The 12,008-nt window shown below is 70.7% G+C and carries 9 protein-coding genes and 2 pseudogenes; 4 read left to right on the top strand and 7 right to left on the bottom strand.

What is annotated here, in order from left to right; genetic code table 11:
* Positions 1-41 precede the first annotated feature (41 nt).
* The 3 genes from KIV56_RS15420 to KIV56_RS15410 all read right to left on the bottom strand — a co-directional run bounded on the left by KIV56_RS15420 (position 42) and on the right by KIV56_RS15410 (position 3,016).
* On the bottom strand, positions 42-1,322 hold the full coding sequence (locus KIV56_RS15420; RefSeq protein WP_281534134.1) for an MFS transporter: 1,281 nt from the start codon (positions 1,320-1,322) through the stop codon (positions 42-44).
* A gap of 72 nt (positions 1,323-1,394) precedes the next feature.
* Positions 1,395-1,721: a thiamine-binding protein gene (locus KIV56_RS15415; protein WP_281534133.1), complete on the bottom strand. Its 327-nt coding sequence runs from the start codon at positions 1,719-1,721 to the stop codon at positions 1,395-1,397.
* Between the two features lie 2 nt (positions 1,722-1,723).
* Positions 1,724-3,016 carry a glycosyltransferase 87 family protein gene (locus tag KIV56_RS15410; protein WP_281534132.1) on the bottom strand — a complete coding sequence of 431 codons (1,293 nt, stop codon included), beginning with the start codon at positions 3,014-3,016 and terminating at the stop codon, positions 1,724-1,726.
* Positions 3,017-3,193: 177 nt separating this feature from the next.
* On the opposite strand from KIV56_RS15410, the gene KIV56_RS15405 reads away from it, so the two are divergent.
* The 3 genes from KIV56_RS15405 to KIV56_RS15395 all read left to right on the top strand — a co-directional run bounded on the left by KIV56_RS15405 (position 3,194) and on the right by KIV56_RS15395 (position 5,789).
* Positions 3,194-4,129 carry a transporter substrate-binding domain-containing protein gene (locus KIV56_RS15405; protein WP_281534131.1) on the top strand — a complete coding sequence of 312 codons (936 nt, stop codon included), beginning with the start codon at positions 3,194-3,196 and terminating at the stop codon, positions 4,127-4,129.
* Positions 4,130-4,257: 128 nt separating this feature from the next.
* Complete coding sequence (locus tag KIV56_RS15400; RefSeq protein WP_281534130.1) at positions 4,258-5,034, top strand: amino acid ABC transporter permease; 777 nt, start codon at positions 4,258-4,260, stop codon at positions 5,032-5,034.
* The gene (locus KIV56_RS15395) at positions 5,031-5,789 is read left to right on the top strand and encodes an amino acid ABC transporter ATP-binding protein (RefSeq protein WP_281534129.1); all 759 of its coding nucleotides are present in this window, start codon (positions 5,031-5,033) and stop codon (positions 5,787-5,789) included. Before KIV56_RS15400 ends, KIV56_RS15395 begins: the two co-directional genes overlap by 4 nt.
* Before the next feature lie 20 nt (positions 5,790-5,809).
* Here KIV56_RS15395 and KIV56_RS15390 read toward each other — a convergent pair whose 3' ends face one another.
* Entirely contained in the window at positions 5,810-6,667 is an 858-nt protein-coding gene (locus KIV56_RS15390; RefSeq protein ID WP_281534128.1) for an ADP-dependent NAD(P)H-hydrate dehydratase, read from the bottom strand.
* A 92-nt stretch (positions 6,668-6,759) separates the two neighbouring features.
* Here KIV56_RS15390 and KIV56_RS15385 point away from each other — a divergent pair.
* Positions 6,760-7,819, top strand: a pseudogene (locus KIV56_RS15385) (NADH:flavin oxidoreductase/NADH oxidase).
* A gap of 33 nt (positions 7,820-7,852) precedes the next feature.
* Here KIV56_RS15385 and KIV56_RS15380 read toward each other — a convergent pair.
* The 3 genes and pseudogenes from KIV56_RS15380 to KIV56_RS15370 all read right to left on the bottom strand — a co-directional run bounded on the left by KIV56_RS15380 (position 7,853) and on the right by KIV56_RS15370 (position 11,987).
* The gene (locus KIV56_RS15380; RefSeq protein ID WP_281534127.1) at positions 7,853-8,944 is read right to left on the bottom strand and encodes a hemolysin family protein; all 1,092 of its coding nucleotides are present in this window, start codon (positions 8,942-8,944) and stop codon (positions 7,853-7,855) included.
* A complete protein-coding gene (locus tag KIV56_RS15375) occupies positions 8,937-10,373 on the bottom strand; it encodes a hemolysin family protein (protein ID WP_281534126.1) in 1,437 nt (478 codons plus the stop codon). Before KIV56_RS15375 ends, KIV56_RS15380 begins: the two co-directional genes overlap by 8 nt.
* Positions 10,374-10,542: 169 nt before the next feature.
* Positions 10,543-11,987, bottom strand: a pseudogene (locus KIV56_RS15370) (GuaB1 family IMP dehydrogenase-related protein).
* Positions 11,988-12,008: the final 21 nt, after the last annotated feature.

Below are 12,008 nucleotides of genomic sequence, written 5' to 3'. Positions count from 1 at the left end.
TGCTGCGCCGGCCCGAGTCGCGAAAGGTTCCGATTTCGGCGTTAAGCGGCGTCCGTGACGACCTCGATGAGGGCGGTGCCGTATGGGACGTGCTGCCCCTTACGGCGCCAGGACCTGTCGATCGCGAAGCTCACGACGGCGAGAGCGAGTCCGAAGCCGCTCAGGGCCGCGCCGATCCAGACGGGGGCGACGTAGCCGAGACCTCCGGCGATCGCCAGGCCGCCGAGGAAGGCGCCGAGCGCGTTGCCGATGTTGAGAGCCGAGTGGTTGAGTGCCGCGGCGATCGACTGGCTGTCGCGGGAGACATCCATCAGCCGGGTCTGGATGGCGGGCGAGAGCCCGGCAGCGGAACCGCCGACGAGGAAGACGCCGATCAGGAGCCCGGGCAGGAACTGGGCCGAGAGGGCGAGCCCGGCGAGGGCGACGATCATCACGCAGAAGAAGCCATAGAGGGTGCGGCGGACGCTCTTGTCGGCGAGGTGGCCGCCGAGCAGGTTGCCGACGGTCATGCCGAGGCCGATGACCACGAGCACGAGCGGGACAGCACCGGCGCCGAGACCGGTGACCTCGATCGTCAGCGGGGCGACGTAGGTGTAGACGGCGAAGAGGCCGCCGAAGCCGATGGCGCCGATCCCGAGCGCGAACCAGACCTGCAGCCGGCCGAAGGCCTTGAGCTCGTTACGCATCGTCGCGAGCGGGTCACCGGCCTGGAACGGAACGAGCAGGATCACGGCGAGGAACGTGACCGCGAAGACGGCGGCCACGACAAGGTAGGCGACCCGCCAGCCGGACACCTGCCCGATCCAGGTGATCACGGGCACGCCGATCACGTTGGAGATGGTCAGGCCGCTGAGCACGAGCGCGACGCCGCGCGCCCGCTTGCCCGGACCCATCAGGTCGGCAGCGACGAGCGAGGCGATGCCGAAGTATGCGCCGTGCGGGAGCGCCGCCACGAACCGGGCAACGAGCACGAGCCCGAACGTCGGCAACAGGGCGGAGGCGATCGTCGCGAGGGTGAACGCGGCGAGGAGGGCGAGCAGCAGCTGCTTGCGGGGCCAGCGTGCCGCCGCGGCCGCGATCGTCGGGGCCCCGACGACGACGCCGAGGGCGTACGCCGAGATCAACCAGCCGATCTGGGCATTCGCGGCATCCGGCGCGGTCGCGTGGAGGCCAGGCAGAAGGTCGGCCGCGAGGTTCGGCAGCAGGCCCATCGCCACGAATTCGGTCGCGCCGATGCCGAAGCCGCCGAGGGCGAGGGCGAGCAGGGCAAGACGGATGCGGGTCGGAGACAGCATCGCCGACCCGTCGGTGGTTGAGGGCATGCGCTCCAGCCTAGGGCCGCACGGTTCCGACGGGAAGCGTCCGGCGGCATCCGCCTGCCCGTGCCGTGCCGGCTAGGCCGGGCTACCGTCCGCCCGCGCGTTCCGGAGGGCGACTTCGAGGCGTTCGACCTTGCCGGTCAGCTCGCCCGTGTGGCCGGGGCGGATGTCGGCCTTGAGCACGAGGGACACCCGGGGGCCGAAGGCGCCGACGGCCTCCGTCGCCGCCTTCACGACGGCGAAGACCTCGTCCCAGGAGCCCTCGATGGTCGTGAACATCGAGTCGGTGTGGTTCGGCAGGCCCGATTCACGGACGATGCGCACGGCGGCGGCGACGGCGTCGTGCACGGAACCCTCGGCATCCTGGGCGCCGGACGGCGAAACGGAAAAGGCGACGAGCATGATTACTCCCTGGGGATGAGGATCGGGCGGTCGAGGCCGGCCGCCGGTGGGTCCTGGCGTGGTGCGGTGTGGGCTGCACTGCGGGCGGTGACGTGGGTGCCGGGGTGACCGCTGTGCTGCGCGGAGTGGCTGCCGAGTGCCCAGACCTCCCGGACGGCCCAGGCGAGCAGGACGAACTCGAGCACGTTGCGCGTCGAGAGGGCGAGCACCATCAGCGGATTGGCGACGAGCAGCCAGTCGTAGAGGTAGGGGTAGACGAGTTGGGTGAGCGCGGCGATGACCGTGACGAGGACGGTCGGGGTGCGCCAGCCCCGCCCCCACAGCAGGATGCCGAGGATGGTCGGCGCGGCGAGCCAGATCACGAACTGCGGCGAGCCGACCTTGTTGACCGCCATCAGCGTCACGACGAGCGCGAGGACGAGGGGCGGAAACAGCCGTTCGAAGCTCGCGCCGGCCCGCGTCGCCCGTACCCCGATCAGCAGCACCGCGGCGATGCAGAGCGCGAGCATCGGCGTCATGAGCGCGACGGCGATGAAAGATCCTGGGCCGACGACCTGGAAGGTGAGGATGTCGTGGTCGTAATAGATGTAGCTGCCCGGGATCCGCAGGGCGGCCTGCACCATCCAGATCGCGCCGACGGGAGACTCGATCTGGATTCCCCGGTTGGTCTGCTCGGAGATGAAGCTGAACACCCGGAGGCCGCTGCCGAGGCTGAGTGCTGCGACCACGATGGCGGCGCTCGTGCCGAGGAAGGCGTAGCCGGCGCGCATCCGCTGTTTCGAGGCGATGACCAGGGCCGCGATGACGGCGATCGGCCAGATCTTCACCCAGGTCGCGACCGTGAGGATCACGGTGCCCCAGACCGGCCGGGACCGCAGCCACAGCACGGCGAGGATGACGAGCGGGGCGGTGATCGAGTCGATCCTGGCGAGCGCGACCGGACCGAGCAGCAGCAGGAATCCCAGCCACCAGGCCGCGGCAACGAGCGCACGGGACCCGCGGCGACGCCCGGTCAGGGCAGCGAATGCAACAGCGTTGAGCAGGGTGACGATTCCCAGCCACGTCGCCGTGTACGACGCGGTGCCGAAGGCGAGAGCCTGCGACGATCGGCACGACGGCGAGCACGGGGTAGACGAAGGGCGCGGTGATGCCGACGAGGGCCGCGCCGCTCGCCGCGTCTTTCGCCCAGCCGAGGTAGACGACGTCCACGTCGCCGAGCGGCCAGCCGACCGCCACGAAGCAGATATACACGAGCCAGGCGTGCACGACGACGAATCCGAACCACAGGAGGACACGCGGGCTCAGCCCTGCCGTGAACCGCACCGGCGGTTTCGGGGCGAGGGAATCGGGCACGTTCCACTTTCCCACATCACGGTGTACTTAACGAGACCGTCACATTCGCCGGGTGCATGCCGACGGCCGGGGGAAGATGCGTCATGATGGCCAGAGACAGTCATCCCGAGGAGTGGTCAATGCTGAATCGTCGCAGGTCCCGTCACGTTTTGGTGCTTGCCGTCTCCCTTGCGGGTGCGCTGCTCCTGAGCGCCTGCTCTGCCGGGAGCCCGGCGCCGGGCGCGGGTTCCAGTGCGACGGCGGCCCCGTCGCTCAGCTCGCCGGACCCGAGCATGTATCTCACGCCGGGCAAGCTCACGATCGGAACTGGGGAACCCGCGTACTTCCCCTGGGCGATCGACGACTCACCGGCATCCGGCAAGGGTTTCGAGGCCGCCGTCGCCTACGCCGTCGCCGGCAAGCTCGGCTTCGCGAAGCAGGATGTGACCTGGGTGCGGACCACCTTCGACGAGGCGATCGCTCCGGGGCCGAAGGGCTTCGACTTCAACCTGCAGCAGTTCTCGATCACGGCGGAACGCGCCCGGCAGGTCGACTTCTCCTCGCCGTACTACGTGACCACCCAGGCGGTGATCACCGTCGGCACCTCCCCGGCCGCCTCCGTGACCTCGCTCGCCGGGCTCAAGGGGCTCCTGGTCGGGGCCGCGACCGGCACGACGAGCTTCACGGAAGCGGAGAAGCTGATCGCACCGAACCAGGGTGTCCAGGCGTTCAACACGAACGACGACGCCAAGCTCGCGCTGCAGAACGGAACCGTCGACGCGATCGTCGTCGACCTCCCGACCGCGTTCTACCTCACGGGGGTCGAACTCGACGGCGGCACGATCATCGGTCAGCTGCCCGATGCCGCGGCGGGGTCCGCCAGTCCGACCCCCACCCCCGGCGCAACGCCGGGTGCCCAGGCGGGTACCGACGCCTTCGGCCTTGTCCTGGCCAAGGACAGCCCCCTGACCGCGGCGGTGAGCGCCGCCGTCGACGCCCTCCGCGCCGATGGCACCCTCGCGAACCTCGCAGACACCTGGCTCGCCGGCAACGCGGACGCGCCCGTCCTGAAGTGACACCGGCCGAAGCTCCAGGGGCAGACACGGGTACAGACTCCGGCACAGACACGGGTCGGCCGGCCCGGCAACCGAGCGCGGTCGAAGTCGGCCGCAGGGCGTACCGTCGCGCACAGACCACCCGGTCGGTGCTCCTGAGCGCGGTGAGCACCCTCGTGTTCGCGATCGTGATCTGGATCTTCGTGGTCAACACACCGGGCTGGACCCGGGTACAGCAGTCCTTCTTCGACCCCGCGGTCGCGGTGAAGGCCTGGCCGCGGGTGTTCGAGGGGCTGCTGCTGAACATCCGCGTGCTGCTCGTGGCGGCCGTCGGCGTGCTGATCGTGAGTCTGCTGCTCGCGACGATGCGCACCCTGCGCGGCGCGGTCTTCTTCCCGCTGCGCGCCCTCGCCGCCGGGTACACCGACCTGTTCCGCGGTATGCCGCTCATCATCGTGCTCTACCTCGTGGGGTTCGGGCTGCCCGGCCTCGGGGTGTTCCCGAAGCTGCCCTCGTACGTCTGGGGCACGATCGCGCTCGTGCTGACCTACTCGGCCTATGTCGCCGAGGTGTGGCGGGCGGGGATCGAGGCCGTGCACCCCTCGCAGGTGCTCGCCGGAAGGTCGCTCGGCCTCAGTCACGGTCGCACCCTGCGCACGATCGTGCTGCCGCAGGCGCTCCGCAAGGTGACGCCGGCGCTGATGAACGACTTCGTCGCGATGCAGAAGGACGTCGGCCTGATCAGCGTGCTCGGCGCCGTCGACGCGGTCAGGGCCGCCCAGATCGAGACGGCCGCGAGCTTCAACTTCACGCCGTACGTGCTCGCCGGGCTGCTCTTCGTGCTGCTCGCCCTGCCGATGATCCGGCTCACGGACTGGCTGTCGGCCAGGATGCGCCGCCGCGAACAGGTCGGAGGGGTCGTATGAGCGGGGCAATGGATGCCGTCGTGCCGGTCCTCCGGGTCGACGACGTCTACAAGAGCTTCGGTTCGGTTCCCGTGCTCCGCGGCATCGACCTCGTCGTGCACCAGCACGAGGTCGTCGCCCTGATCGGGGCGAGCGGCTCGGGGAAGTCGACCCTGCTCCGGGTGATCAACCTGCTCGAGCGCGTCGACGACGGCCAGGTCTGGCTCACCGGCAGGGACATCAGCGACCCGCGCACGAACGGGGACGCCGTGCGCGCCAGGATCGGTGTGGTGTTCCAGCAGTTCAACCTGTTCCCGCACCTGAGCGTGCTCGACAACGTCACCCTCGCGAGCCGGATCGTGCACCGGGTGCCGCGCCGCACGGCCGAGGTGCGCGGCCTCGAACTGCTCGACCAGATCGGCCTGTCCGCGAAGGCGCGCGACTTCCCCGACCGGCTGTCCGGCGGCCAGCAGCAGCGTGCCGCGATCGTGCGCGCCATCATGACAGACCCCGAACTGCTCCTGCTCGACGAGGTGACGAGCGCGCTCGACCCCGAGCTCGTCGGCGAGGTTCTCGACCTCGTGCGGCAGCTCAAGCAGTCGGGAACGACGATCGTGATGGCGACCCACGAGATGGGCTTCGCGCGGGACGTCGCCGATCGGGTCGCGTTCATCGACGCCGGCCGGGTGCTCGAGTTCGGACCGCCGGAGCAGGTCTTCGGCGCCCCGCGCGAGCCGCGCACCCGCGCCTTCCTGGCCCGCATCCCCCCGCGCTGATTCGGTCCGCGGGAGCGGGGTCAGGGGCGGAGGAGGGCCGCGATCGTCGCGGGGACGGCCTCGGCGACGTCGAGGGCCACGAGAGGGCCGCCGGCGGACGCCCGGGTCGCCGCGAGACCGTGCACGAGCGCGGCGGTCGCCGCGAGGGCGGCGCACGCCTCGGCATCCGCCTCGAGCGCCGCAGCGTGGGTGGCGAACAGGGCGCCGAGGATACCCCCGAGCACGTCCCCTGCGCCCGCCGTCGCAAGCCACGGCGGAGCACCGGTCACCGTCAGCCGGGTGCCGCCGGGCGAGGCGACGTACGTCACAGCCCCCTTGAGCAACACGGACACGCCGAGCACGCCCGCGGCGCGCACGGCCCACTCCCCCGGGTCCGCAGCGATGTCCGCGGGAGTCGCGTCGCCCCGCCGTCCAGAGGCCGCGCCGGACAGCAGCCCGGCGAGCTCCCGGTAGTGCGGGGTGATCACGGTCGGGCCGGTCTTCCGGTCCACGAGGTCGAGGGCGCCCGCGTCGCACACGACGGGAACCCCCTCGGCGAACGCGGCCTCGAGCGCTTCGAGCGTCGCGTCAGAGCGCTGGGCGGCATCCATCCCCGAGCCGAGCAGCCAGGCCTGCACCCGTCCAGGCGCGGTGACGACCTCGGGTCGGCGCTGCAGCACGAGGTCCGTGGCACGGCGGGGGCCGAGGTAGCGCACCATCCCGAGGCCCGTGCGCATGGCCGCCTCGACCCCGAGCACGGCGGCGCCCGGGTAGGCGCGTGAGCCCGTGCGCACGCCGAGCACGCCCCTGCTGTACTTGTCGGCGGATGCCGCGGGCACGGCGATCCACTCTCGCGCCTGTGCTCCGGTCCAGGCCTGCCATCCCGCGAAACCACTCATGACCCCACGATAGATTGGTTTGCGTGCCCCTGACTCAGCCCGTCCCCGCCCAGCCCCTCGCCTTCCGTCCCCTGACCGTCCGCGGCGTGACCATGCGCAACCGGCTCTGGGTCGCCCCGATGTGCCAGTACTCGATCCTCAAGAAGGACGGCGTGCCGGAAGACTGGCACCTCGTGCACCTCGGCGGGCTCGCGGCGGGCGGGGCCGGCCTCGTCATCGCCGAGGCGAGCGCGGTGAGCCCGGAGGGTCGCATCACCGACCAGGACACCGGCATCTGGAACCCGGAGCAGGCCGACGCCTGGGCCCGCATCGTCCGCTTCCATCCACGGGCAGGGCGCCCGGGCCGGCATCCAGCTCGCGCACGCCGGCCGCAAGGCCTCGACCTGGCCCGCCTGGGGCACCGACGGCCACGGCGCCGTCCGGCACGGCACCGTCCCCGCTGAAGAAGGCGGCTGGCCGACGCTGTCGGCGTCGACCATCCCGTTCCCGGGCTACGCGGCTCCCGTCGCCCTCGACGCCCCCGGCATCGACACGGTCGTCGACGACTTCGCCGCCGCGGCCGTCCGCGCGATCGACGCCGGCTTCGACGTGCTCGAGATCCACGCGGCCCACGGGTACCTGCTGCACCAGTTCCTCTCCCCACTCAGCAACGACCGCACCGACGAGTTCGGCGGTTCCCTCGAGAACCGCGCCCGGTTGCTGCTGCGGGTCGTCGCGGCCGTCCGCGCGGCGATCGGCAACACGCATCCGCTCTTCGTCCGGTTCTCGGCCACCGATTGGGCCCCGGGAGGCTGGACCCCTGAGGAGACCTCCATCGTCGCCGGCTGGGCGCGGGATGCCGGCGCCGACTTCTTCGATATCTCCTCCGGCGGCAACGTCACGGGCGTGCAGATCCCGCTCAGCCCCGGCTACCAGGTGCCGCTCGCCGCGTTCGTGAGGGGCGAAGCGGATGTGCCGGTGAGCGCGGTCGGGCTCATCACGACCCCGGCGCAGGCCGAGGAGATCCTCGCGAGCGGGCAGGCAGACGCAGTCATGCTCGCGCGGGAGCTCCTGCGCGACCCGCACTTCCCGTTGCGGGCTGCCCACGAACTCGGGGCGACGATCGACTACTGGCCGCCGCAGTACCTGCGCGCCCGCTGGCCGGAGGCCTGAGGCCCACCCGGCCACCCTGGGTGGGCCTGTGGGTCAGAGGCGCCTGGTCGCGTCCTGCACTTCGCCCACGAGCTCCTCGATGATGTCCTCGAGGAAGAGCACGCCCGTCGTCGCCCCGACGGCGGTGAACGAGCGGGCGAGGTGCGCTCCGGAGCGGCGCATGGTCGCGAGGGCGTCCTCGAGGTCGGTGCCCTCGTAGATCGACACAAGCTGACGGATCCGCTTGGCGGGGATCGGGTCTGCGTAGCTGCCGAGGCCGTGCCCGGCGGTGCCACCCGTGCCATCCGTGACCGGGGTCCCGGCATCGCCGTCGAGGTCGATCACGTCCTTGAGGTGCACGTAGCCGGTCGGCTCCCCTTCGGCGGTCACGAGCACGTAGCGCGAGAAACCGTGCTTGGTGACGGCCTTCTCCACGTCGGCCGGGCTGGCGGACTCCGGCAGGCTGATCAGGTCCGCGAGCGGGACCGCGACATCGCGAACCTTACGGGTGGTGAACTCGAACGTCGCGCTGAGGGCGCCGGTCCCGTCGCGGAGCACGCCTTCCCTGGTCGACTCCGACACGATCGTCGCGACCTCCTCGAGCGTGTACGTGCTGTTCGCCTCGTGCTTGGGCTCGACCCGGAACAGGCGCAGGACGCCGTTCGCGGTCGAGTTGAGCGCCACGATCAGGGGCTTGACGAGGCGCCCGAAGAACACGAGCGGCGGCGCGAGCACGAGCACGGCCTTGTCGGGGATCGAGAACGACAGGTTCTTCGGCACCATCTCGCCGAACACGACGTGCAGGTAGGAGACGAGCAGCAGCGTCACGACGAACGCGATCGCGGTGAGCGCCTCGTCCGGCAGCCCGGTCAGGGCGAGCGGCGCCTCGAGCAGGTGGTGGATCGCCGGCTCCGAGACGTTCAGGATCAGCAGCGAGCACACCGTGATGCCGAGCTGGGTGGTCGCGAGCATGAGAGTCGCGTGCTCCATCGCGTACAGCGCCGTCCGCGCGCCCATCCGTCCGGCGGCCGCAAGCGGCTCGATCTGGGAGCGCCTGGCGGAGATGACAGCGAACTCGGCGGCGACGAAGAAGGCGTTCCCGGCGAGCAGCACGAAAAGCCAGACGATTCCTGCCCAGTCACTCATGACGGCGCTCCTTCGATTTCGCCGATGTCGGTCTGGCGGGCGCCGAGGGCGCAGCGGGCGCCGTCGTGGGCGTTGCCTGCTGCGACGGTGCGACCGCGACCGCGGTGCCCGGCTCGGACTCGGTCTCCGGCTCCGGCTCCGACGTGGGTGTGAAGCGGATGCGGTCGATCCGGCGGCCGTCGAGGCGTTCGACCGAGAGTTCCCCCGTGTCGATGAGCACGACGTCGCCGACGACGGGCAGCCGGCCGAGCTCGCTCATCACGAAACCGGCGACCGTCTCGTACGGGCCGTCCTCAGGGACCTCGACGCCCGTGCGTTCGAGGAGTTCGTCCGGACGGAGCATGCCGGGGAAGGTCAGGGAGTCCAGCGAACGCACGACCCCTGCCCTGGTGCGGTCGTGTTCGTCTGCGACCTCGCCGACGAGTTCCTCGACGAGGTCCTCGAGGGTGGCGACGCCGGCGGTTCCGCCGTATTCGTCGACGACGACGGCCATCTGGTAGCCGCGACCGCGGAGTTCGACGAGGAGGCCGTCGAGTTTCATGGTCTCCGGCACGCGAACGGCCTCGGACTGGAGTGCGGACACCGGCACATCCGCCCGGCGGTGCCGGGGAACCGCGACGGCCTGCTTCACGTGCACGATGCCGACGACGTCGTCGACGCCCTCGTCGACGACGGGGAACCGTGAGTACCCGGTCTGGCGGGTCAGGTCGATCACGGCCTGGGCGGAGGCGTTGCGCTGGATGCTCGCGACGCGCGGGCGGGGCGTCATGACGTCTGCGGCCGTGTGGCCGGAGAAGAGCAGGGTGCGGTGCAGCAGCGTTGCGGTGTCCTTCTCGAGCAGGCCGGCACTCGCGGAACGCCGCACGAGCGAGGAGAGCTCCTCCGCGGTGCGTGCGCCGGACAGCTCTTCCTTGGGTTCGATACCGATCGACCGGAGCACGGCGTTCGCGCTGCCGTTGAGCACGTTCACGGCGGGCTTGAACACGGTCGTGAACAGGGTCTGGAACGGGATCACGAGTTTCGCGGTCTGGATCGGCAGGGCGAGGGCGAAGTTCTTCGGCACGAGTTCGCCGATGATCATCGACGCGAGGGTCGCGATGACGATCGCGGTCGTCGAGGCGACGGCGGGCACGACGAGTTTCGGCAACCCGGCGGCGAGCAGCGGGGGTGCGAGCAGGCTGCTGATCGCGGGCTCGAGGGCGTAACCGGTGAGCAGTGTGGTCAGGGTGATGCCGAGCTGGGCGCTCGAGAGGTGCGTCGAGGTGATCCGGAGGGCGGCGATGGTCTTCGCGAGCCGCGTTTCGCCGCGGGCCTGCCTGGCCTCGAGGTCGCTGCGCTCGAGGTTCACGAGGGAGAACTCACTCGCGACGAAGAGGCCGGTGCCGATGGTCAGGATGATGCCGACGCCGAGCATGGCCCACTCAAACATTGTGGGATCCGAGTGTCATCACAAGGGGAAAACCGTTCTCGTGGGGAGAACGGTCACTGGGCGAATTCGCAGGAGGAGGGTCGTCCATTATTCATCCCACTATACCGGTGAGCCCGCTGCGGGGCCGGGTGAGCTGCGCCACCCGGACCCGATTGTCAGGAAGAACCGCCTACCAGGAGACCGGCAGCGCCTTGCCTTCCTCGTAGCCGGCGGCCGACTGGATCCCGACGAGGGACCGCTCGTGGAACTCGTCGAGGTTCGTCGCGCCGGCGTAGCTGAACGAACGCTGCGCACGCCGGAGGTGATCATGTCGAGCAGGTCCTCGAGGGAGGGGCGGAGCGGGTCGAGGTAGATCTTCGAACTCGAGATGCCCTCAGCGAAGAGGGTCTTCCGTGCGAGCTCGTACGGGTCGAGCCTGTCGAAGCGCTCCTGGACGGCCTTGGTCGATGCCATCCCCCAGCTCTCCTTGTAGACCGCGCCGGAGGCATCCGTGTCGAGCAGGCCTGGCGCCTCGATCGTGCCTGCGAACCAGGAGCCGATCATGACGGACGCCGCGCCGGCGGCGAGCGCGAGCGCCACGTCCCTGGGGTAGCGCACCCCGCCGTCCGCCCAGACGTGGGCGCCGAGTTCGCGCGCGGCCGCAGCGGTCTCGAGCACTGCGGAGAACTGCGGCCGGCCGACGGCCGTCATCATCCGGGTCGTGCACATCGCACCGGGTCCGACGCCGACCTTCACGATGGTGGCGCCCGCGCCGACGAGGTCGTTGACGGCATCCGCGGTCACGACGTTGCCCGCGACGATCGGGATTCCGAGGCCGAGTTCGGCGACGATGCCGAGCGCCCGGATCATGCCGGCCTGGTGCCCGTGCGCGGTGTCGACGACGAGGACGTCGACCCCCGCGGCGGCGACGAGCGCGCGCGCCTTCGCGGCGACGTCGCCGTTGATGCCGATCGCCGCGGCGACGAGCAGGCGCCCGTGGGCGTCGACGGAGGGGCGATAGAGGGTGGAACGGAGCGCGCTCTTGCGGCTCAGGGTGCCGACCATGATGCCGTGCCGGAGCACGGGGGCGAAGTCGAGTTCTGCGGCGGTCATCACGTCGAAGGCGCGGCGCGGGCCGTCGATGTCCTCCGCGTCGAGCGAGGTCAGCGGACCGTGCAGCAGGTCGCCGAGCTGGGCGTCCGGCAGGGCGGTGCCGAGCCTGGCGGCGTCGATGCAGCCGAGGTAGGCACCGCGGGCATCGTTGACGACGATGCCCTGGCCGGCGACGGGCGGCACCTGGCGCAGGGCGCTCGCGACGGTTTCACTCGGCCCGAAGATGAACGGGGTGTCGAAACGGGTCGACTGGTCCTTCACCCAGCGGATCGCGGCGTCGAGCTCCTGCAGGTGCATGTCCTGCGGCAGTACGCCGAGTCCTCCGCGGCGCGCGAGGGACGCGGCGAGCCGGGGACCGGTCACCGAGTTCATGTTCGCGGACACGACGGGGATGGTGGCCCCTGTCCCGTCACCGGGCGCGAGGGAGACGTCGAGCCTGCTCGTGACGGCCGATTCGCTCGGCACCAGGAAGACGTCGGAATACGTGAGATCGTGGCTGGGGATCGCTCCATAGAACTGCATGCAAATAACGCTAGCCCCCCG

The organism is Cryobacterium breve, from assembly GCF_027594785.1.
In the GTDB taxonomy this organism is placed as follows: Bacteria; Actinomycetota; Actinomycetes; order Actinomycetales; family Microbacteriaceae; genus Cryobacterium; species Cryobacterium breve_A.
The sequence above is the reverse complement of the archived record's forward strand: the minus strand, read 5'-3'. Positions and strand labels throughout refer to the sequence as shown.

Bases quoted from the DNA above. Each gene is read 5' to 3' on its own strand.
- KIV56_RS15395 (WP_281534129.1), top strand. From the start codon at position 5,031: ATGAGCGGGGCAATGGATGCCGTCGTGCCGGTCCTCCGGGTCGACGAC.
- KIV56_RS15415 (WP_281534133.1), bottom strand. From the start codon at position 1,721: ATGCTCGTCGCCTTTTCCGTTTCGCCGTCCGGCGCCCAGGATGCCGAG.
- KIV56_RS15375 (WP_281534126.1), bottom strand. From the start codon at position 10,373: ATGTTTGAGTGGGCCATGCTCGGCGTCGGCATCATCCTGACCATCGGC.
- KIV56_RS15405 (WP_281534131.1), top strand. From the start codon at position 3,194: ATGCTGAATCGTCGCAGGTCCCGTCACGTTTTGGTGCTTGCCGTCTCC.
- KIV56_RS15390 (WP_281534128.1), bottom strand. From the start codon at position 6,667: ATGAGTGGTTTCGCGGGATGGCAGGCCTGGACCGGAGCACAGGCGCGA.
- KIV56_RS15380 (WP_281534127.1), bottom strand. From the start codon at position 8,944: ATGAGTGACTGGGCAGGAATCGTCTGGCTTTTCGTGCTGCTCGCCGGG.
- KIV56_RS15420 (WP_281534134.1), bottom strand. From the start codon at position 1,322: ATGCCCTCAACCACCGACGGGTCGGCGATGCTGTCTCCGACCCGCATC.